Source organism: Levilactobacillus lindianensis, from assembly GCF_003946095.1.
Taxonomy (GTDB): domain Bacteria; phylum Bacillota; class Bacilli; order Lactobacillales; family Lactobacillaceae; genus Levilactobacillus; species Levilactobacillus lindianensis.
The window spans coordinates 35,778-57,265 of the sequence record NZ_RHOD01000016.1; the positions used below are offsets into that span (position 1 = coordinate 35,778).

A 21,488-nucleotide genomic window follows, 5' to 3' on the forward strand; every position below is an offset into this window, starting at 1 on the left:
AATAAAGGGATAGAAATAACGAAATGAGGAATGATGTGTGGATAGCGGTCAGATAGTTGTGAACTTAATTATTATTTTAATTACTTTTCTCTTTGCAGCTTTCTTTGTTGCCTGCGAGTTTGCCTTAGTTCAGACGCGGCCTAGTGCCCTCGAAGAAAAAATCGAGGCACAAGACAAACCGTCGACGAAGCTTAATCGGGCTTTGAAAATGGTCACCAATTTAAATGAATATTTATCAACAACTCAGGTTGGGGTTTCCCTAGCCGGAATCATCTTAGGGTGGATCGGGGAAACGTTCTTCGTGGACATTCTCCTGGCGGGGATTGCCCCGGCCCACATTAACAATGCCACCGCTCACACGATCAGTGTGATTATCGGGGTGCTCCTGTTAACTTACCTAGAAGTGGTCTTTACCGAAATTGTGCCAAAGAACATTTCCATCGATATGCCAATGCGGGTTCTGATGCTAGTCGTCACGCCCTTACACTACTGTCACGTGATCTTCTACCCCTTCGTTTGGTTGTTGAACTCCAGCGCGTCTGGGGTCGTCAAGCTGATGGGCTTGAAGGTTGCCAATGAAAGTGACGAAGTCTTCTCTCAAGCTGAAATTCTGAACCTCTCACGGAGTGCCGTGGAAGGTGGGGAACTCGAAAAGAACGACCTGGTTTACATGCAACGGGCCTTCGAACTCAACGATAAAGTTGCTAAAGATATCATGATTGACCGGACGCAATTAATCGTGATCGACATTACGTCAACGGTTAAGAGTGCCCTCAACGTTTATCTGCAAGAACGCTTTAGCCGTTTACCCGTCGTTGCGGACGGTGACAAGGACAAGATCCTGGGTTACGTCTACAACTACGACCTGATTCGCCAACAACAGGTGGATCCCAAGGTCAGAGTCGACAAGCTGATTCGAGACATTTCCACGACGCCAGAAACGACGCCAATTACGGAAGTTCTTCAACAGATGATTAAGAAACGGACGCCAATCGTGGTCGTGGTTGATGAGTACGGGGGGACCTCCGGAATCATCACTGATAAGGATATCTACGAAGAGTTATTCGGAACGGTTCGTGATGAGATCGACGATGCCAACGACCAGTACATCTTCAAACAACCAAATGGAACCTTCCAGGTTAATGGGAAGATGACCACTTACGACTTTGAACGGTACTTTAACACCGACATCAAGGGCTTCGAGACGACGGAAATCGTCACGATGGCCGGTTACATCATCGACAATTATCCCGACGTTAAGGTTAACGACGTCGTTCATCTCCAAAACTTCGATCTGAAGGTCTTGGACTACGAGAACTCCTTCATTAACTGGTTTGAGGTCACGGTTAAACCGCAACTTCCAACCGTCAATCCGGATGACGCGGACGATGACGATTCAGACAACTAAAGAACTAGTGTAAAACAGCCGTTGGGGCCATCCCCAGCGGCTGTTTTCGTGTGCATTAGGCGCCTCTGTAACGGATGTGATGCCTGAATTTACCATTGACGGTTCCCCACGCCACGACCATAATTGAACGCGTATGTTCATTTAGAAAGGAAGCCGCGTCGTGGCTATCACACAATTAACCAATCAAATTATGCTCATGTTTCTCCTGATGGCTGTGGGACTGTTAATCAATAAGCTCGGCTTTATGCATCCCCAAACTGCCAGCGACCTCACTAACATCTTGCTCTACGTGGTGTCACCTTGCTTGATTATCAAGGCCTTCGAACAACACTTTTCGGCAATTCGACTGCGGAGTCTCGGACTCGTCATGCTGGGGATCATCCTCACGTATCTGGCGATGGTGCTCATCACCCAGGTCGCCTTTCGGTCAGTCAAAGACCGCAATCTCCAGCGTATCATGCGCTTCGGCGCCGTCTATTCCAACGCCGGCTTTATGGGAATTCCCTTAGCTAGTGCCCTTTTCGGTAACAACGGGGTCTTCTTCGCGGTGGCGTCATTGGCTGGTTTCAACCTTTTCTGTTGGACGCACGGTATCGCCCTCTTCCGGTCCCACACTGGTGATCGAGACTGGCGTGCGATCCTCTTGAACCCGAACATCGTCGCCATTGTCTTGGGATTGCTGCTCTTCGTCAGTCCATTTCACTTGCCTAGCCTGTTGAATCAAACCGTCACGGCGGTCAGTTCAATTAACACCCCGCTCTCCATGATCGTCATCGGCAATAGTTTGGCAGCGGTTCGCTTGAATCGACAGGCCTTGAACTATCGGTTATTGTGGGCCCTGGCTTGTCGCAACCTGCTATTTCCAATCATCGATATTCTTTTACTACGACTTTTGGGTGTCACGGGAATTCCGTTCTACACTACGGTGCTCATGGCCGCCTGTCCGGTAGCTGGTAATGTGGTCTTGTTCACCCTTCAGGCTCATGGTGAGACCACACCGGCCGTGACGCTAATGAGTGTCTCGACAATCTGTAGCCTCGTAACGATTCCATTGGTCTTTGCTCTGGGAAGCTTATAACTAAACTAAAAACGACCGTTCGCCAGGATATTCTTCTTCCTGATGAACGGTCACTTTTAGTTTAGTTTTAATTTTCTTGATCCGAAGCCACTTGCCGGCGGTTCGCGAAGAAACCACTCACCATTGGGGCAACCTTCTTATAACCATAGGCCATTCCCAACAACAAGCAGGAAGCCAAGACCGCTGCGATTGGCAGGGTATGGAACATTTCCGCTGGTAAAACTAGGGCTAGAGGTGGAAAAGCATAGGCTGCGGGCAACTTGATCCGCAAGAGTTGCAGAAGCAAGAATACCAGTGGCAGACTAATCAGCGTCGTCAGCAACCATGAGGCAATGAAGACGTGTACGACAACCCCAAACGTTGCGGCCCCACTGAGGGCAATGATCTGTTTGATGGCCACTTTCCCCGCATATTCTGGCTTTTGGAGAACTTCGAAGAAGACCACAAAGACCGGTGGAATTCCGGCCATCTGTGGATGACCAGAGGCCCACACAAGCGCAATCCAAATCACGGCAGCAACGGAGAATAGCGCCATGTGCTTGAATTGAATCGGTTCAGGCGTTGGCTGGCCCTTCTGTAGGCCCGCAAGCAACACCCCAGCCATTAGAATCAAGGTGAAGGCAAAGATGGCCACGATAAAGGACATGTGCGTGGCATTCACGATAATTGGTAACAGGCCAGTCGCAAATGACGGTGCCAGTACTGACCGTAATCCCTTTAAAAGAATTAAGACGAACAGTAGGGTTAACAGAACCTTTTCGGGATAGTTAACCGGCAGCTGATTCACAAAGAACCCGATCACAGCGGTGCCTGATGGGGCCAAGAATATCTTCAAGGGTTGACTAACCCAATCGCTCTTGTGGTAAATCCACGTTCCGGTGGTCAGTGCGGCAATCTCGGGGAGAATAATTTCGTAGTCATTTAACCAGGTTGCTACGCCAACCATTGCCAACACGAAAACAAATCCTATTAGATAATCTCGACCTTCACGTTTACTCAAATGCATCACGTTCTTTGATCCTCCTAACTGTCATTCAATGGTATACAATTCGTTCATTAACAAAGTATTTTCGATTATAGCACAATCGTTCTTGAGATTCAGGTCAGATCACCCTTTCTGTGGAACGATCGTCGCTCTAGAGTTTTCTGAAAACAGCAAAGGGACCCCAGTTAATCCACCGAGGTCCCTCTATATTAAATTTAAATTACTGGACTTGTTTAGGCAAACGGAGGGCTAAGAGAAAGCCGACCAACGCCAACACAAAGGTAAAGTAGAAGCCATAGTGTGCCCCGTTAACGAAGGCTGCGGCGTGACTTCCGGCACCGTAGGCAACTTGCCCGATACCCAGCAGGCTCGTGGCGATCGCCGTCGAAATGGCCCCAACAATCTGTTGGAGCGTGTTCATAATCGCACTGCCATCGGCCGCAATCGGCCCCGTCAAGGCGTTGAGTCCATGTGTCTGCGATGGTGACATCGCTAGTGGTGCCCCAATCATCAAGATGACGTGAGCCAAGATGATGTACCAGATAGCACTGCTAGTCGTCGTGAAGGCCAACAAGAGAGCCCCTACCATCGAGATGATAAAGCCCAGACGTGCGGGCACTCGTGCCCCAATTCGATCATATAACCGACCGGAAACGGCGGAAACGATAGCATTCATGACCCCACCAGGAAACATGATGATCCCCGTCAGCGCGACGGGAACCAATGCCCCCTTTTGAATGTACATGGGCAACAAATACATCGCGGAGAGAATGATCCCGAAGTTAATCATGACTAAACTAGCCCCAATCCGGAAACCAGGAATGGCGAAGGCACGTAAGTTTAGAATTGGCTTTTCCATATTTAACTGTCGGTGCGTATACCAAGCTAAAACAATGATCCCGAGAACCAGGCTAGCAATCACGGGTAGCGAGCCCCAACCATGATCACTGGCCAGACTGACACCCATGACCAAACTGCCAAATCCAATCGTCGATAACACAATCGAAAGGAAATCAACCTTAGGCCGGGTGACTGGCGCAATGTTCTTCAGTGATAACAAGGCAAAGACCAAAGCAATTACCAAAAACGGCACAAACAACCAGAAGATCCACCGCCAAGAGGCGATCCCCAGGACCAGACCAGCCAGTGTCGGTCCCACAGCAGGGGCGAACATAATGACCAGACCAACCATTCCCATGGCAGCCCCTAACTTATAAGGCGGAAAGATCTGCATGGCTACTGTAAACATTAGTGGCAGAATCAGTCCGGTGGCAATCCCTTGGATCATCCGACCGAAGAGTAACACACCAAATCCCGGGGCCGAGGCCGAGATGACGGCCCCAACCGCAAAGTCCACTAATGCAAACAGGATAACCTGCCGTGTCGTAAACCATTTCGTGATAATACTGGATAATGGCAAAACCACACCAACCATTAACATATAACCGGTAACCAACCATTGTACCGTTGCAGTAGTCACATTTAGTTGCGCCATCAACTGAGGTAACGCGATATTCAAGGATGTTTCTGAAAACATCCCGACAAAGCCCCCGATGAGCATCCCCATCATGGCAAGCATTGGGTGCGCCACGGGTACTCGGGCCTGTTTGGCCACGTTAGTTTGGCTACTTTGTACTGAATCCATTTGTTTTCTCACTCTCTTTCATAGAATCACACAATGGATTACTTTAGCAGAAAAAAAGAGACTTCGTAAGCGATCCCGCTCAAAAAGTCTCTAAAATCCTGATTTTATCTTGATTTCGTCATTCGAAGTTGTCACTAGTCCCGTTGAGCTGCCGCAATCTGGTCGCGCAGCTCCCGTAACCGTTTCGTATCTAGCTCCGGTGCCATCATCAACTGATCATATTCAAACTGCAGTCGCGGTAAATCCGAAGCCGGAACACCTTGAGCACTGTGCGCCGGATCACGTAATTCTTGGTTCTGTAGAACCACCGTGCGCGTAGCCACCCGCTGGCGAAAGGCCTGATCGTGCGCCACGAAGAGAACGGTACCCGGGTATCCCACCAGAAAGTCTTCCAGAGCCTGTAACGCCGGTAAATCTAGATAGTTCGTGGGTTCGTCTAGGACCAAGAGATTGCTGGCACTTACCAGAATTCCCAGGAGCTGTAACTTCACCCGCTCACCCCCACTGAGATCGCCGATCGGCCGGTCATAGAACGTCGCGGTCAGGCCAAAGGCCCCCATGATCTGCCGGGTACGGTTATGATCGAGCGTCGTGGCGCGACTAAGAAAGCTCCAGACCGTTTGATCGGCGGGCAATGCCGTCATATCCTGATGAAAATACCCCACCCGGGCACTGGGCGCTAGCCGGGTGTGATCGGCGTGATTCAGCACCGCGGTAATCAGTGTCGTCTTCCCACTGCCATTTGGGCCACTCAGAGCGACCCGTTCGCCGGGCTTAATCCGCAACCGAACGTGGTTGGCTAAATCATGCTTGCCATGGGTCAGATGCAGGTCATCCACGGTAATCAGGTACTTCCCCGTCACTGGTGGCAAGTCGGTCGCTAGTAATTTAACCGGGGCGGCCTCATGGGGCTTGACCGTCGTCGTTTGACGATCGGCCCGGTCCTGTAAGGATCGGGCACCACGCTCCATCTTACCGGCATTCTGTTCTCGAATTGAACGCGTGTTACTCCGTTCGGCCGGTGTCAATCGGCGACCACCCTTACGGACCCGAGCGGCCTTCTCGTGGCGCGCTTGGACCGCCTGTTGGAGCTCACGGCGTTCTCGTTGTTCCCGATGATACTGCGACAGGGTGTTATCCCGTGCCTGTTGCCGGGCGCTCATGAAGTGGGTGTAATCCCCGTTATATTGCGTGTATTGTTGATTTTCGAGTGACCAAATCTGCGTCGCCACCCCCGTTAACAGATCCCGGTCATGGGAAATCACAATCAGAAGGCCCGGATAGTGTAAGAGCTGTTGTTGTAGCCAGTCCTGATGACGGTCATCCAAGTTGGCTGAAGGTTCATCCAAAATCAGAATGGCTGGATGCTGACTCAGGGCGCGGCGAACGCGATCCAACATACTTTGTCCACCAGATCGACCGACGACCGGCGCAATCTGGGGCACCAACTGAACACTCTCGCTCACGGCGCAAGTCCCCTCAAAGTCAGTATCAACGCCCGTGATGATGCGGGCCAATGTGGTTTTCCCACCCCCATTAGCCCCGATAATGCCGACGCGATCGCCAGTTTGTGCCGTTAAGCGTTCTGCTGTAAAAAGTGTTTCACCAGCAACTATTTTCGTTAAATTTGTTAAGGTTATTTGTGTCAAAAGATCGTCCCCCTTTTGAAAGCAGGGATTGATGGCACCGCACAAAAAAAGTGGTCGTATTTCCCCATTGGAAACGGCGCCCACCGGTTGCTCTGGCAACTCAGTCGGCGTAACCATCAATCCCAAATGCAGGCCCACTCCACCCCTAGACTCGTGGGATGGCGCTGACAAACAGTTGAGAATTGATTAGTTACGCATCGGCTGAATACCTCGTTCTTTCTTAAAGTAGCCCTAGAATAGCATATCGATAGGCTTTTGACAAGTCATCCCCCAAACGAAGGAAATTAGCGGACTACTTCTAAGAGCATTTCGCCCCCAATCCGAGTACACTAAGAGTAATTGCAAATTCGAAGCGGAGGGAAATTTTATGCAGCCATTACGTGTTTTATACATTTCAATTGAGGGTAACACCCAGAACTTTGTTGAAAATCTTACGGCCTTCGCCGCCAAACAACACGAAAGTGATTCAGAATTACCAACTATTGAGCCCACGGAAATCAGTGAAGCCAGTGACTTTGTCGACGAAAATCAGCCCTATTTCTGTTTTGTCCCCACTTATCTTGATGGTGGGAATGGCATCGACAATGGCGTCAAAGAACTCATGACTAATGTTCTCGGCGAGTACATTGCTTACAACCACAACGCGGATCACTTGATTGGTGTCGTCGGTAGTGGCAACCGGAACTTTAACGAGCAATATTGTTTGACCGCTAAACGCTACGCCCAGAAGTTCAATGCGCCCTTCATTGCCAACTATGAACTTCGTGGGGTACCTCGTGACGAACAACGCGTCTATGACGCTTTGGTAACTCGCATGAAGGCCGTGATGGCTAATGACTAATCCAACGATCACCACCCTAATGGCCCACCGGAGTATTCGCCACTTCACTTCAGAAAAACTGACAACCGCAGAAGTTGATACCCTGGTTACAGCAGCCCAACACGCGGCCACCAGTACCTTCTCCCAACAGGTCAGCATCATCAGCGTCACTGATCCCGCTAAACTCGCAATTCTCGGGGAAATCACCGGTCACCACTGGCTCGAACAGGCGGGACACTATTTCCTATTCGTGGCTGATCAGGCGCGTAACGCCCGACTGGCGGGAGACTCGACCACGGCACAAGCGAACCTCCACAGCACCGATAAACTACTAGCCGGGATCTTCGATGCCACAATTGCTATCGAGGCGATCGTCACGGCTGGGGAAAGTCTAGGACTCGGGAGCACCATCATGGGGAGCGTCCTCAACGATGTACCACGCCTCATCGAAACCTTTGACTTGCCCAGCCTCACCTTTCCCGTGTTAGGCTTAGCCATCGGTCACCCAGCAGAACAACCTGAACAAAAGCCACGGTTGCCCCAAGAACTCATGCACTTTAATAATGCCTACAAACCTTTGACAGCTACCGAACCGCAACTAGCGGCTTACGATCGCGCCATTACCAGTTATTACCAGCAACGTGGTAGTCATCAACGTAAAGAAACCTACACGCACCACATTCTCACGGAATTTTCTCGTGATCCCAAGCAACGGGCTGGCATCACGGCGGCCCTCAAACAACAGGGATTCCTCACTGACGTGCCCACGCAATAATTCCAATGATGACCCGGAAGCTTATCTTCCGGGTCTTTTTTTAATTGATGGCCTTGAATCAGCGGTCGTGCCTAACTCATTCCACAAAAAATCCCCCGAACTGGTTCAGCACCAATTCAGGGGAATCTAGTTATTTACTCTGTTCCTTACGTAATCGCATTTGATTATGCCGGTTTCGTAACATGACGGCAGCCAATGCCACCAACATCACGGCCGTTACGGATAGGAAGAGCGAATGGTAACTTCCGTATTCAATAATCAACCCACCATATAACGGGCCAACCGCTCGACCAAAGGAGATCGCCATATTATAGATCCCTTGGAACTTCCCTTTTTCGTTGTCGCCGGCCAGCTTGTCGATCCACGCGGGGATCCCCGGAAATCCGGTCATTTCACCCAACGTTAAGACAATCATGGTCACCACGAACATTGCATAGGTCTTGGCGAAGACCAGCATTAAGAACGACATGATGAAGACAAACGTCCCGATTCCAATCTGCGAACTCATCTTGAAATAAGTCCCGATTCGATTGGCCAATGGTTGCCCGAAAACGATGAGAATCCCATTTAACGTCCAGAGCAAACTATACTTTTCAAAGGAGATTCCCAGGCTGGTCATGTGCACGGAAATCACACTTTCCCAAAGGGAGTACCCGACGTATAGGCAGAAGACCAAGGCACTGATCATCCAAATTAATTTCAGTTGCGCTGGCTTGGCCGGACCCTTGGCGTGTTTATGCGTCTTGGTCGTGATATCCATCCGGAAATCTACGACGAAGATAATCAGCAACGCGGTATAACAGATACTGGCAGCCATGAAGACCAAGGTGACCCCGTGGTCCATCAGGTATCCCACCATCAGCGTCCCTACAACAACCCCTAAGTTCATCCCAATATAGAGGTAATTAAAGACCCGGCGACTACCAATCGATTGCACATTGGCCGCATAAGAGTTCACTACGGTCATCACGATTCCGTCACCCAGGCCAATGAAGAGTAGCATAATCCCGAAGATGGGCCAGCCATGGAAAAAGATTAACAGAAGCATCGGAATGAACGAAATCAGCGTTCCCGAAAGCCCTGTCTTAAATGGGGACCAGTTATCAAACAACCAGCCACCCAGCCAGTTCCCTAAAATCATACACAGCGACATTCCCAACAGCGCGATCCCTGCAAGCGTCAGAGTTTGATGTAACTCATCATGCATATACACAGTCGTTAATGGCCACATACACGCCGCAGCCGCATTAAGTAACAGGGTTGCTGAGAGAATCCCTGCTAGACTGACTTCCTTGTTGCTTTTCGACATTTACTTTCCCTCACTTATTTTGTCTCATTAGTCCCATTGTCTCATATTCATAGATAAACTGAAACTACAACGCTCCGAAATTGCTGTTAAACCGCCCTTTTTCGCGATTTTCGTTCACTTTTCAAAAATTTTGAAATATTTACGCAACTTGATTTGAGTCAAGTATTTCCAAATCGCGACCCCTTATACTAGGTTATGTAATCAAGACAAGCGAAAAACCTAAGGAGGTTTTTATTTATGAGTAAAGTAACCATGAAATTAGACGACCTGACCTGCCCATCTTGCATGACCAAGATTGAAGGCGCCCTTAGTAAGAAAAACGGCGTGAAGAACGTCAAGGTGCTCTTCAACGCCAGCAAGATTAAGGCTGAGTTTGATGATGCCACTGTCACCGCTGAAAACCTAGCCGATACGGTCACCGACCTCGGCTACACTGTTAAGAGTTCTAAAGTTAAGGCACTCTAATCTGTAATCCCTAAATTTGAAAGGAAGTTCATCTAATGACCACAACGACTATGAGTATTGAAGACCGCTACGCTGCCGAACAAGCCCAAACCGAACATGACCACCACGTCCCTACGGCGGGAGCCATGACTAACCACATCCTGGCTAACCTCCACATTTCCATCGTGAAATTTCACCAGGTTCGCTGGTCCGTTAAGGGGCCACTGGCACTTAGTGTTCGCCAGTTACTCAGCGACTACATTGCCACCTACCGGACACAATTCGATGCCTTAGGCGAACTCCTTTTGGATGAGGGCGAGATTGTTTCAACTACCACCAAAGAATTCCACGACTACAACATGTTGCAAGAGGGCGGCGACAAGAAGTATTTGCCCGCCGAAGACCAAGTTAGCGAACTGGTCCATGATGCTGATACCCACAACCTCTTCATCGACCGGGCTATCAAGCTCGCCGAGAAAGAAGAACGGCCAGCTTTAGCTAGTTTCTTAACCAGCTTGCGTGGGACTAATAACCACATCATCCGTGAACTCCAAGCCTTGCTGGGCAACGATGCTCGCGACGGTCTGGATGAAGAAGACGATGATGATGACGAAGACTAACCTGTAAATTTTAAACAGGATCGCTTACACACTGCGAGGTGTAAGTGGTCCTGCTTTTTTGACAAAAATCCCCGCGATCTTCGTTGATCACGGGGATTTCTTTTACTTTTTCAGTTGTTTAACACTGCCACGTTCCTCAATCTTGACCGGGACAAACGTCTCCACGTCGTGACCCATGACCTGATCGACGCTCCGACTTCCAATATGATAGAAGTCCTGCGTCACACTGGTCAAACCTGGCGTCGTGATATTACAAATGATCGTCCCATCAATGCTCACCAGCGACAGATCCTCGGGTACCCGAATCCCTGCCTCTTGCGCGGCATTCAACAGGCCGGCAGCAATCATGTCACTAGCCGTGATGATTGCCGTCACTTTAAGTGGGAGAAATTCTTGAAGGAGTTGACGGCCAGACTCATAACTATAGTCCCCATACTTGATGCAAGAAGTGGTGATCCCATGGGCTCTCAACCCAGCCTCGTATCCGGCAATCCGTTGCGTCCCGGTATGGTATCCGTCGATTCCGGCTAAAGCAATCGCCGTATGCCCCTGTTCGACCAGGTAGTCCACAGCTTGCGACGTGATACTTTCATTATTTGAACTGACCGACAAAATTTGAGGTTGATTTAAGTAGAGGGAGACGAAACAAAATGGAATTCCCGAGTCCTTTAATAGGGTGAGATCTGCTTCATCCGGTTCAATGGCCGTCAATAGGATTCCGGAGACGGCCCGCTCCAACGCCGTCACAATCGCCTTGTGGAGCATCTGTGCATCCCGGTTCCCGGCATACAGAATGATGACCCCTTGTCCCAACTCGCTGGCTCGTTTTTGAATCCCATCGATGACGCCGGTTGAAAAGTTGGTGGGAGTTGCATTCAAGATCACGGCGAGCACTGCTGATCGTTTCTTCACTAACTCGACCGCCGCCGTGTTTTTTCGGTAGCCGAGTTCTTTCGCAATTCGTAAAATTTTAGCCTGGGTCTTTTCGCTGTAAGTGCCGGTTTTCTGGCTCAGCACTCGTGAAACTGTCGCAATTGAGACACCGGATCTGGCCGCAATATCTTTGATTGTTGGCTTCATCACAACCCCCACTTCCGTTTAGGATACGTCTATTATAGTCTAATTTGACCCACTTTAACAGCTCGTAGCGTAAACGTTTACCTTAGCGCGAATAAAGTATTGTAAACGTTTACGTAAAGTGCTACGATGATCTTGTCAAAAGGATTTCTGAAATTATACATACCAAGGGGATGCAATTATTTATGAATCAACCAACAGCACATGCAGCTCGCCCAGTAGGAGATCACAAAGTCACGGCCGATACCGGTAAAAAGACCGCTTCACTTTCTAACTCACTACCTAACTTACCGTGGAAGACTCTCTTCGCCATCACATTTGGTTTCTGTGGTGTCAACATGGCCTTCTCATTACAATCGTCTCAAATGAGTCGGATTTTCCAAACCATCGGTGCCGACCCGAACAGCTTAGGGTTCTTCTTCATCTTGCCACCATTGGCTGGATTGCTCGTTCAACCCCTCGTTGGGAAGTACTCCGACCGGACCTGGAACCGCTTTGGCCGACGGATGCCTTACCTGTTATTCAGTGCCCCAGTTGCCGCACTGGTCATGATTCTCTTGCCTAACGCCGGATCATTTGGCTTCGGTTATGGTTCTCTAGCCGCGTTACTCTTCGGGGCTATTGCCATTGCCTTCATGGACCTGTCCAGTAACATTTGTATGCAACCATTCCGGATGATTATTGGGGACATGGTCAACGAAAGCCAAAAGGATAAAGCTTGGTCTTGGCAGCAAGCCTTCAGTAACCTTGGTGGGGTGCTTGCCACCTTACTCCCATTCGTCTTAACTTTCTTTGGGGTTGCCAACGTTGCTAAGAAGGGTGTCGTACCCTTATCCGTTCGTTTAGCCTTCTACATCGGTGCCGCTATCTTGCTAGGAATTTCTGCCTACACGATCCACACCGTTAAGGAATACGATCCTGAAACATTTGCGATGTATCACCACATTGATCCCGAATCACACAAGAATACCAAGCCCATCTGGCAATTAATCAAGGAAGCCCCAAAGGCTCTCTGGGAAGTTGCCGTCGTTCAAATGTTCGCTTGGATTGGAATTCAATACATGTGGACTTACACCACTGGTGCTATCGCTCAAAACGTTTGGAACACGACCAACGCCACTTCTGCCGGCTATCAAGCCGCTGGGAACTGGTACGGAATTTTAACCTTCGTTCAATCCATGGCCGCCGTTTTATACGGATTCTTAGTCTTGTCTCACACCAACCCATTCAAGCGTAAGTTCTGGTACCGCTTCGGGATTGGAAGTTTCGCCGTTGGATTAATCTGGGTCTTCTTCATTCACAACCAGTACTTATTAATCTTGCCATTCATCTTAATCGGGATTGGTTTCTTCACGGTCCACGTTGAACCCTTCAACATCTTCACCTCATCATTGGATGGATCTAATGAAGGATCTTACATCGGGATCTTTAACGGAACCATTTGTTTACCACAAATCATTGCGTCAGTTGCTAGTTTCTTCGTCTTCAAGTTGGTCGGCAAGTCCATGCCTGGCATGATGTTAGTTGCCGGGATCTCCATGTTAATTGCCGTATTGACGATCAGCGTTATCAAGCAAGACAAGCCACAAAAGGACTTATCCGACGACGCTGCCTAACGGATTTTTAAAGGAAGAGGAGCGAATTTCTATGCCTGAATTACCACAATATAAACAAGCTAATCAAACCGTGACCTTTGACTATCCAGAGCATCCTTTACAAGTAACGGTGCTCACCGATGCCATCGTTCGAATCTTCGAAGACCGCGGTGAAAAGGGTCAGTCTTATGCCATTGAAGGCAATAAGGAAACCAAGACGGCGTACACCGTCACAGATGCCGGCGACCACTATGAATTAAAGACGGCCGCTCTCACCATCAAGTTAGATGCCGACCGTCACGTCGACGCCTACGACCAGAACGGCAACGCCCTGGTCACGGACTACCGTGGCAAGCGTCAGCTGCTCGACAAGGGAATTGACAAGGTCCACGAACGCCTAGTGAAGGCCGAGGGCCACTCCGTTTCCAAGTCCACTGTCAGTTCCGACACCGGCTTCTTCGAATTGATCAAGTCATTGGCGCCGGATGAACACCTCTATGGACTCGGTGATAAGACCGGGTACCTGGATAAGCGGGGCTTCGAATACGATAACTGGAACGCCGACAATCCTCAACCACAACTGGAACACTTTAAGAATCTGTACAAGTCCATTCCTGTTTTGTTGGGCTTGAAGAACGGTCACCCATTCGGTCTGTTCTTTGACAATACCTACAAGGCCCACTTCGATATGGGTAAGGAAAGCCCTCACTACTACTTCTACTCAGCCGTTGAAGGTAACCTAGACTACTACATCTTAGGTGGTTCTAGCTTGAAGGACGTTGTCACCAACTACACCTACTTAACCGGTCGCGTACCTTTACCACAAAAGTGGACGCTGGGTTACCAACAATCGCGTTGGGGCTACAGTGCTAGCCAGAAGCAGGTTCAAGACATTGCGGATGGTTTAAAGAAGTATGATTTACCATGCGATGCCATTCACTTTGACGTCGACTACATGGACGGCTATCGGGTCTTCACCTGGGACAAGAACAAGTTCGAGGGTGACCCTAAGGCCTTCGTGGCCAAGTTAAAGAACCGCGGTATCAAGGTTATCCCCATCATCGATCCCGGTGTTAAGAAGGATCCTGACTACAAGACCTATGCCGAAGGGGTTAAGCACGACTACTTCGTCAAGACACCAGACAACAAGGTTTATATCAATAAAGTTTGGCCTGGTGACTCCGCCTTCCCTGACTTCGGTCGTCCCGAAGTTCGCAAGTGGTGGGCTAACAACAATAAATTCTTAACTGACAACGGTGTTGGTGGTGTCTGGATCGATATGAATGAACCCGCTAGCTTTGAGGGTGACATCCCTGACGATACGGTCTTCAGTGACCAAGAAACCCCATCCACTCATAAGAAGATGCACAACGTCTATGGTCACAACATGGCCAAGGCAACCTACACTGGGTTAAAGGATCAACAAGGCCGTCGTCCTTACGTAATCACGCGGGCAGCCTATGCTGGGACTCAGAAGTACGCCACCGTTTGGACCGGTGATAACCGCAGTATCTGGCCACATATTCAAATGATGATTCCTCAAATCTGTAACTTAGGGATGAGCGGATTCAGCTTCGTCGGAACCGATATCGGGGGCTTTGCTTCAGATACCAACGCCGAACTGTTGACACGGTGGATTGAAGCCGCTATCTTCAGTCCCCTGTTGCGGAATCACGCGGCCATGGGTACTCGGCACCAAGAACCTTGGAGCTTCGGTGAACCAACCTTGTCGATTTACCGGAAATACCTGAAGTTGCGTTACCACTTCATTCCATACCTGTATGACCTGTTCGCTCAGGAAAGTCAAAATGGTCTGCCAATCATGCGGCCATTAGTCTTGAACTACGATGACGACCCACGGACTCGCGACTTAAACGACGAATTCATGGTTGGTGACGACATCCTCGTTGCCCCTATCGTTGAGAAATCTAAGATCAAGCGGTTAGTCTACCTGCCAGCTGGCAAGTGGATTGACTTCTGGAACAACCGCGAATACGATGGCCAACAAGACATCGTCGTGGATGCCCCACTCGACAAGTTGCCACTGTTCATCAAGGCTAACACCCTCTTACCATGGGGTCCTAGCGTTGACCACATCAGTGAAGAACCTGATAAGGCCATGACGTTCAAACTCTTCGGTAACGAAGGCACCTATGAACACTACCAAGACGATGGCTTAGACTTCAATTATCAAAACGGTGAATTTAACCGTTATGAAGTGACCGTCAAGGATGGTGAAGTTGCGGTTAACTTATTACACCACGGCTTCGAACCAGCCTACCAGACGATTACCGTCGACTTGCCTGACAATTCTGTTACCTTACATTACGACACAGCTAGCGATGGCTACGTCCTCAAATAAGCTAACCTCATTACCCGCTACAAACCTATTACTGGTTTGTGGCGGGTTTTATTGTGTTCTGAATTTAGTCCGTGGGTTGGTCCGCCTACGGCGGGCGGGTGCTCCCAGCCTATGGGGCACGGTTGAAGCCAAAGACCGGTCTTCAACCTCGTCCTCAAGCCCCCAGGATCGGGGTCTCGAAGACGTCCCGTGCTGTAAGGCCGGAAACCCACCGCCCTAACACCACCGACACAGGCTTCCGCACCCGCCCGCCGAAGGCTAAGATTGCGGACTAATTTTAACTAACATCAAACATATTCAGCGTTTAATTCAATGTTCCATATAACTATATTGAAACTATCTATATTTTATGGATACGGATAGGGTCCCCTTAACAGTTTCACCTGACGAATGCTTGTCATTTCTAACTGACCGCTATCTAATTTAAGACAAGTCTCATTCTCTGTAAGAGGTAAACAGGAAACCTGTAACAACAACTTTCTTAATTTCAGCCGTTGTCGCCATAGCCGGAGGAGACCAGGGGCGTAGTCCTGTGTCGGGGCTGTTTGACCGGTGACTTTCCGGTCTTACAGCCCGGGACGTCTTTAAGACTCACGGTTTGGGTGAGGTTTAAAGCGAGGGTGAAGACCGCCCTTCGGCTTCACCCGTGCCCCACAGGACGAAGCTTCTGGTCACCGCAGGCGACCCAAAACAAAATGATCTTTCAATTAAATTCGCCAACTTGATTCACATCAAGTTAATCATCCCCCGTCGCAGGCATAATAGAGACATAAACAAGGACGAAACAATTTAAATCACTCAGTTAAAGAAAGGATCGCTCACTTATGGCATTTCAACGTTATATCTACTCACACACGAATCCAATTACCTTCTGGTCAGCCGGACTTATCATTCTCGGCTTTCTAAACACCTGGTTCACCCAGGTTCCTTACATCACCGACACGGCGTGGATCATTGCTTCCGTTATCGCCGCAGCCCCCATCGTTCTCCGGGCTATCAGTGCCTTACGTGCCAAGGTCTTCAGTATTGAACTCTTGGTCGGCATCGCCGTCATCGGGGCCTTTGCCATCGGTGAATTTGAAGAATCAGCCATCGTGACGTTCCTCTTTCTCTTCGGGTCTTACCTCGAACAAAAGACGTTGGCCAAGACGCGGGGTGCCATTCAGTCACTCACTGAAATGGCCCCAACCACGGCACTTCTAGTCGGTGACGACGGCGCAACCGAAGAAGTCGATGTCGATGACCTTGAAGAGGGCAACGTCGTCTTAGTTAAGGCTGGTGGGCAGGTACCTGTCGACGGCCATGTGGTCGACGGTTCCGGATACGTTAACGAATCTTCCATCACCGGTGAATCTCGCCCCTTAAACAAGCACAACGGTGACAGCGTCTACTCTGGCGCTATTGTCGAAAGCGGGACGTTACAGGTCGAAGCCACCCAAGTTGGGGACGAAACGACCTTCTCTAAGATTATCGAACTGGTCGAAGAAGCCCAAGACACCAAGTCTCCTGCCGAAAAATTTATCGACAAATTTGCCCAGTACTACACACCGGCTGTCCTAGTGATTGCCATTCTGGTCTTCGCCTTTTCACAGAACTTACGCCTCGCCATCACGGTCCTGGTTCTCGGATGCCCTGGTGCCTTAGTTATCGGCGCCCCCGTTTCCAACGTTGCCGGTATCGGTAATGGGGCGAAGAACGGGATCCTCATCAAAGGTGGGGACGTCGTGGACAGCCTAGCCAAGGTCGACACGTTAGTCTTTGACAAAACTGGTACCTTAACAACTGGTAAGATGGACGTCGCTAGCCTCAAGCGTTACACCGATGATGACCAGATCCTGGGCGCCGTTGCTCAGGTCGAACAGACTTCCGATCACCCCTTAGCCACCGCCATTAGCCAACATTTAGCTGCGCACGTCGCTGCAGATGCCAACAAGATGGCCACCGAAACAATTAAGGGCCGCGGTATGGTCGGTCAGTGGCACGATGCCCCCCTCTACGTTGGGAACGCTGCTCTCTTAAAGGACAATGGGATCGACTTAACGGCTGCTCAACTCACTGACCTCCATGCTCTGCAAGACGAAGGTCAATCAACGGTCCTAGTCGGTTACCAAGGTCAATTAGCTGCTATTCTCGGTGTCGCTGACACGGTTCGTCCAGAAGTTCCAGCCGCTCTGGCTGCTCTCAAGCGCCAAGGTATCAAGCATTTAGTTATGTTAACTGGTGACAACCAGGCCACAGCCCAGGCCGTCGCCGAATCTCTGGGGATCGATGAGGTTCATGCCGACCTCTTACCAAGTGACAAGGTCACCTTCGTCAAGAAGTTCCAAGACATGGGGCGTAACGTTGCCTTCGTTGGAGACGGGATCAACGATAGCCCTTCCTTAGCCACCGCCAACATCGGGATTGCCATGGGTGGTGGGACTGACGTCGCCATCGAAACGGCTGATGTGGTCCTGATGCAATCGAGCTTCACTGCCCTGAATCATGCAATTGGTTTGGCCAAGAAGACTTCAGCCAACACCAAGGAAAACATCTTTATCGCCATTGCCACAGTAGTCTTCCTGTTAATCGGGTTAGTTTACGGCTACATCTACATGGCCAGTGGGATGTTCGTTCACGAGGCTTCCATCCTCGTCGTTATCTTCAACGCCATGCGTCTGATTGGGTACCGGCCACGGTTGAACAAACCCACCTCGGAACCTGTTCAACAACTCGCTACAAATTAACAGCCTAATAAAAAAGTACCGCTCATCATCACTGACGAGCGGTACTTTTACTATTAGCTATTTTATAAGAACAGGGATCGTTTACTTCTTAGCAAACGTCCACTTAGCGGCTGGTGCAACGCCGGCCTTAGTGGAGATAACTTTATTCTTAGAGTTAACGATCTTGAATTTCTTAGCAGAAGTGAATCGTAAGTATGCGGTCTTCTTGCTCTTAGAATTCTTAGGAGCGTAGGTAATCTTCCAGAATGTCGGAGTCTTAGCAGAAACGCTGTAAGTTGCGTAAGACGTCAAGGTCTTAACTTTCTTACCATTCTTGTAAAGGTACTGGTTTAAACCAGTCTTTTGGCTAAATTTCCATACTTGAGAATACTTGTTGGCCGTGTTGGACTTCCAAGTACCTGTTGGCGTCTTAACCGTAAACTTAGCGGCGTGCTTCTTAGCCGTCGTGGTCTTCTTGGCAGTCGACTTCTTCGTGGATTTCTTGGTTGTCTTCTTAGTAGACTTCTTAGAAGTTGTCTTCTTAGTAGCGGCTGCGGCAGCCTTCTTAGCTTCAACCCGAATGATCCGGTAGAAGGAAGTCTTGGACTTCGTTGCGTAAACGTAGACGTTACTGTTCTTCTTCAATGACTTAGCTAACTTAACTGTGTACTTCCCCGTCTTGCTAGAAGCCTTGGCACTACCTAAGTTCTTCTTGGCGTTCTTAGTCGCCTTAATGGTAATCTTCGAGCCCTTTGTGGCCTTCCCCGTTACCTTCTTGGCGGAACTGTAGATCGCGTTAACACTCAAACTAGGCCCAACATGTGCGGCATGTGCCGTGACAACAGAGTTAACTGCCGTAGCTGGAACAACGGCCCCTACTGTTGCCAATGTTACTAACCCAGTCAAAGCCACCATAAATTTTTTCATTGTTTTCCTGACCCCTTAGTTGTCCGACGGAAGCCCGCCAGAACAGTATTTTCTAACCGATTGCTAGTATACCAGAAATCCCTCAAAACGGTTCAGATCCACCATCAAATTTATCGTTTTTTAATAACACTTAAAATTAACCTTATATAAAATTTTCAATGGCCAGAGTTACACCCCGTTTGTCGTCCGGATTAGCGAGTCTTTCTTCGTTACTTCCCATGATGATTCTGCTAGACTGTGCGTGACAGCGATTTCATTGGTAGCTAACTACGAAACCCGTTTTCACGATCAACTAAGCCAAATTATTTTGTTTTCATAATATATGAAAGTCGTTGCAAGCGTTGTTTTCATTACATTGCAACCGGTTGTCTTTATTTTGATTTCTTGCTTTAAAAACGGTCGCGTTTCAATGAGAACTGGCGTATAATGAATGTCAGAAGTGGTCTAGACACACCGTCTGGACAAATCACGGATCCCGGCATTGGCACTGACCCGGGGGAGTAACGCGTGCACCGCCGATTTTCTTTGACAGACACACTAACGGATTTTATAAATTTAAGGAGTGACGATCTCTTGGCAACTGAACGCAAAGCTGTATTCTTATTCTTCGGGGGTACCGGTGACTTAGCTTACCGGAAACTCTATCCAAGTCTTTTTAACCTGTACCGTAAAGGTAACTTACGGTCCCATTTCGCTGTGATCGGTACCTCACGGCAAAAGATGGACAACGAAAAGTTCCGCGAAGCCATCAAGAAGTCTTTAGCAGATAGCGGTAACCGGACTGACTCCAAGGAAGCCACCGATTTCGTTTCCCACTTCTACTACCAAGACCATGATGTGACCAACGCGGCCCACTACTCGGTCTTGAAAGAGCTCATCGAAAAGCTCGATAAGAAGTACAAGGCAGAAGGCCACCGGATTTTCTACCTATCAATGGCGCCTCAATTCTTTGGCACGATTGCCCAAGACTTAAAGACCCAAGGCTTATTATCCGAAGGGGAAGATGTCTTCAACCGTCTGGTCATCGAAAAGCCTTTTGGCCGCGACTACGATTCCGCAAAACAACTAAACGATGCCCTGAGCCAATCCTTTGATGAAAACCAAATCTTCCGGATTGACCACTACTTGGGTAAGGAAATGATTCAAAACATCGAAGCCCTGCGCTTCGGGAATACCTTAGTTGAATCCCTTTGGAACAACCGGTACATCGACAACATCCAAGTCACGTTGTCTGAAAAGCTGGGGGTTGAAGAACGGGCCAACTACTACGACAACAGTGGGGCCTTACGTGACATGGTGCAAAACCATATCATGCAAATTGTTTCCCTGTTGGCCATGGAACAACCTGTCGCCTTCACGGATACCGATATCCGAGCTGAAAAAGTGAAGGCCTTACGGAGTCTGCGGGTCTACAACGTTGCCGACGCCGCAACCAACTTCGTTCGGGGTCAATATGGCGCCATCAACGATCAAGCTGACTACCGTCATGAAGACAATGTGCCTCACGACTCAACGACTGAAACTTTCGTTGCCGGGAAACTCCTCTTTGACAACTACCGTTGGTCAGGGACCCCATTCTATATTCGGACTGGTAAGATGTTAGCCGACAAGTTTACCCGAGTTGACGTGGTCTTCAAACGCCCACTCGTCGACATCTTTGCCTTCCCACAGAGCAAGAACACACCATTGGCTGCCAACGTTTTAACGATCTTCGTTGAACCACACGCTGGGTTCTCCTTACAATTGAACGCCAAGACCAACGACACCGGCTTCTCTACGGAACCAATCAAGTTGGACTACCTGGTTGACGCCGAAAAGTCTAAGGAAACGCCAGAACCCTACGAACGTCTGTTACACGACGTCCTGAAGGGTGACGGGACCAACTTCTCCAGCTGGCCAGAAGTTTCCTACGCTTGGAAGTTCGTCGACCAAATCCGTCGTGTTTGGGACCTACAAGAACCACAATTCCCTAACTACACGCCACATTCTATGGGACCAGCCGCCGCTGAAGAACTCATTCAACGCGACCACCGTGAATGGATCTACCGTTTAAACAAATAGTCTTCTAACCGACAGGATTGACTAATTG

Annotated in this window: 16 protein-coding genes; 10 read left to right on the forward strand and 6 right to left on the reverse strand. The window is 49.3% G+C overall.

The features are described 5' to 3' along the window. The first annotated feature begins 37 nt into the window (after positions 1–37). The gene (locus EKM70_RS07625) at positions 38–1,408 is read left to right on the forward strand and encodes a hemolysin family protein (RefSeq protein WP_125546708.1); all 1,371 of its coding nucleotides are present in this window, start codon (positions 38–40) and stop codon (positions 1,406–1,408) included. A 160-nt stretch (positions 1,409–1,568) separates the two neighbouring features. Further along, positions 1,569–2,486: an AEC family transporter gene (locus EKM70_RS07630; protein WP_125546710.1), complete on the forward strand. Its 918-nt coding sequence runs from the start codon at positions 1,569–1,571 to the stop codon at positions 2,484–2,486. A 67-nt stretch (positions 2,487–2,553) separates the two neighbouring features. On the opposite strand, the gene EKM70_RS07635 is transcribed toward EKM70_RS07630, so the two are convergent. The 3 genes from EKM70_RS07635 to EKM70_RS07645 form a co-directional block, all read right to left on the reverse strand. Continuing rightward, entirely contained in the window at positions 2,554–3,492 is a 939-nt protein-coding gene (locus EKM70_RS07635) for a hypothetical protein (protein ID WP_125546712.1), read from the reverse strand. A gap of 199 nt (positions 3,493–3,691) precedes the next feature. After that, the gene (locus tag EKM70_RS07640) at positions 3,692–5,116 is read right to left on the reverse strand and encodes a DHA2 family efflux MFS transporter permease subunit (protein ID WP_125546714.1); all 1,425 of its coding nucleotides are present in this window, start codon (positions 5,114–5,116) and stop codon (positions 3,692–3,694) included. 134 nt (positions 5,117–5,250) lie between these two features. Further along, positions 5,251–6,765 carry an ABC-F family ATP-binding cassette domain-containing protein gene (locus EKM70_RS07645; RefSeq protein ID WP_125546716.1) on the reverse strand — a complete coding sequence of 505 codons (1,515 nt, stop codon included), beginning with the start codon at positions 6,763–6,765 and terminating at the stop codon, positions 5,251–5,253. 367 nt (positions 6,766–7,132) lie between these two features. Here EKM70_RS07645 and nrdI point away from each other — a divergent pair, with 367 nt between their 5' ends. Together nrdI and EKM70_RS07655 are read left to right on the forward strand one after the other, a co-directional pair. Continuing rightward, the gene (nrdI, locus tag EKM70_RS07650; protein ID WP_125546718.1) at positions 7,133–7,606 is read left to right on the forward strand and encodes a class Ib ribonucleoside-diphosphate reductase assembly flavoprotein NrdI; all 474 of its coding nucleotides are present in this window, start codon (positions 7,133–7,135) and stop codon (positions 7,604–7,606) included. After that, on the forward strand, positions 7,599–8,360 hold the full coding sequence (locus EKM70_RS07655) for a nitroreductase family protein (RefSeq protein ID WP_125546720.1): 762 nt from the start codon (positions 7,599–7,601) through the stop codon (positions 8,358–8,360). Before nrdI ends, EKM70_RS07655 begins: the two co-directional genes overlap by 8 nt. Positions 8,361–8,490: 130 nt before the next feature. Here the strand turns inward: EKM70_RS07655 and EKM70_RS07660 are convergent, their stop codons facing one another. Further along, positions 8,491–9,669 (reverse strand): MDR family MFS transporter, encoded by a 1,179-nt coding sequence (locus EKM70_RS07660; protein ID WP_125546722.1) that lies wholly within the window; start codon positions 9,667–9,669, stop codon positions 8,491–8,493. Positions 9,670–9,906: 237 nt separating this feature from the next. Between EKM70_RS07660 and EKM70_RS07665 the strand changes: the two genes are divergently transcribed. Both EKM70_RS07665 and EKM70_RS07670 read left to right on the forward strand, forming a co-directional pair. After that, a complete protein-coding gene (locus tag EKM70_RS07665; protein WP_125546724.1) occupies positions 9,907–10,134 on the forward strand; it encodes a heavy-metal-associated domain-containing protein in 228 nt (75 codons plus the stop codon). A gap of 35 nt (positions 10,135–10,169) precedes the next feature. Next, positions 10,170–10,733: a Dps family protein gene (locus tag EKM70_RS07670; RefSeq protein WP_125546726.1), complete on the forward strand. Its 564-nt coding sequence runs from the start codon at positions 10,170–10,172 to the stop codon at positions 10,731–10,733. Positions 10,734–10,835: 102 nt separating this feature from the next. Here the strand turns inward: EKM70_RS07670 and EKM70_RS07675 are convergent, their stop codons facing one another. Next, the gene (locus EKM70_RS07675) at positions 10,836–11,813 is read right to left on the reverse strand and encodes a LacI family DNA-binding transcriptional regulator (RefSeq protein ID WP_125546728.1); all 978 of its coding nucleotides are present in this window, start codon (positions 11,811–11,813) and stop codon (positions 10,836–10,838) included. Between the two features lie 182 nt (positions 11,814–11,995). Here EKM70_RS07675 and EKM70_RS07680 point away from each other — a divergent pair, with 182 nt between their 5' ends. The 3 genes from EKM70_RS07680 (at position 11,996) to EKM70_RS07690 (ending at position 18,493) form a co-directional block, all read left to right on the forward strand. Continuing rightward, a complete protein-coding gene (locus EKM70_RS07680) occupies positions 11,996–13,426 on the forward strand; it encodes an SLC45 family MFS transporter (protein WP_125546730.1) in 1,431 nt (476 codons plus the stop codon). 31 nt (positions 13,427–13,457) lie between these two features. After that, positions 13,458–15,767, forward strand: coding sequence for a glycoside hydrolase family 31 protein (locus EKM70_RS07685; RefSeq protein WP_125546732.1), 2,310 nt, complete (start codon positions 13,458–13,460; stop codon positions 15,765–15,767). 824 nt (positions 15,768–16,591) lie between these two features. Beyond that, positions 16,592–18,493 (forward strand): heavy metal translocating P-type ATPase, encoded by a 1,902-nt coding sequence (locus tag EKM70_RS07690; RefSeq protein ID WP_125546734.1) that lies wholly within the window; start codon positions 16,592–16,594, stop codon positions 18,491–18,493. An 81-nt stretch (positions 18,494–18,574) separates the two neighbouring features. Here EKM70_RS07690 and EKM70_RS07695 read toward each other — a convergent pair whose 3' ends face one another. Further along, positions 18,575–19,399 (reverse strand): Ig-like domain-containing protein, encoded by an 825-nt coding sequence (locus EKM70_RS07695; protein WP_125546736.1) that lies wholly within the window; start codon positions 19,397–19,399, stop codon positions 18,575–18,577. Between the two features lie 573 nt (positions 19,400–19,972). On the opposite strand from EKM70_RS07695, the gene zwf reads away from it, so the two are divergent. Beyond that, the gene (gene zwf, locus EKM70_RS07700; protein ID WP_125546738.1) at positions 19,973–21,460 is read left to right on the forward strand and encodes a glucose-6-phosphate dehydrogenase; all 1,488 of its coding nucleotides are present in this window, start codon (positions 19,973–19,975) and stop codon (positions 21,458–21,460) included. Positions 21,461–21,488: the final 28 nt, after the last annotated feature.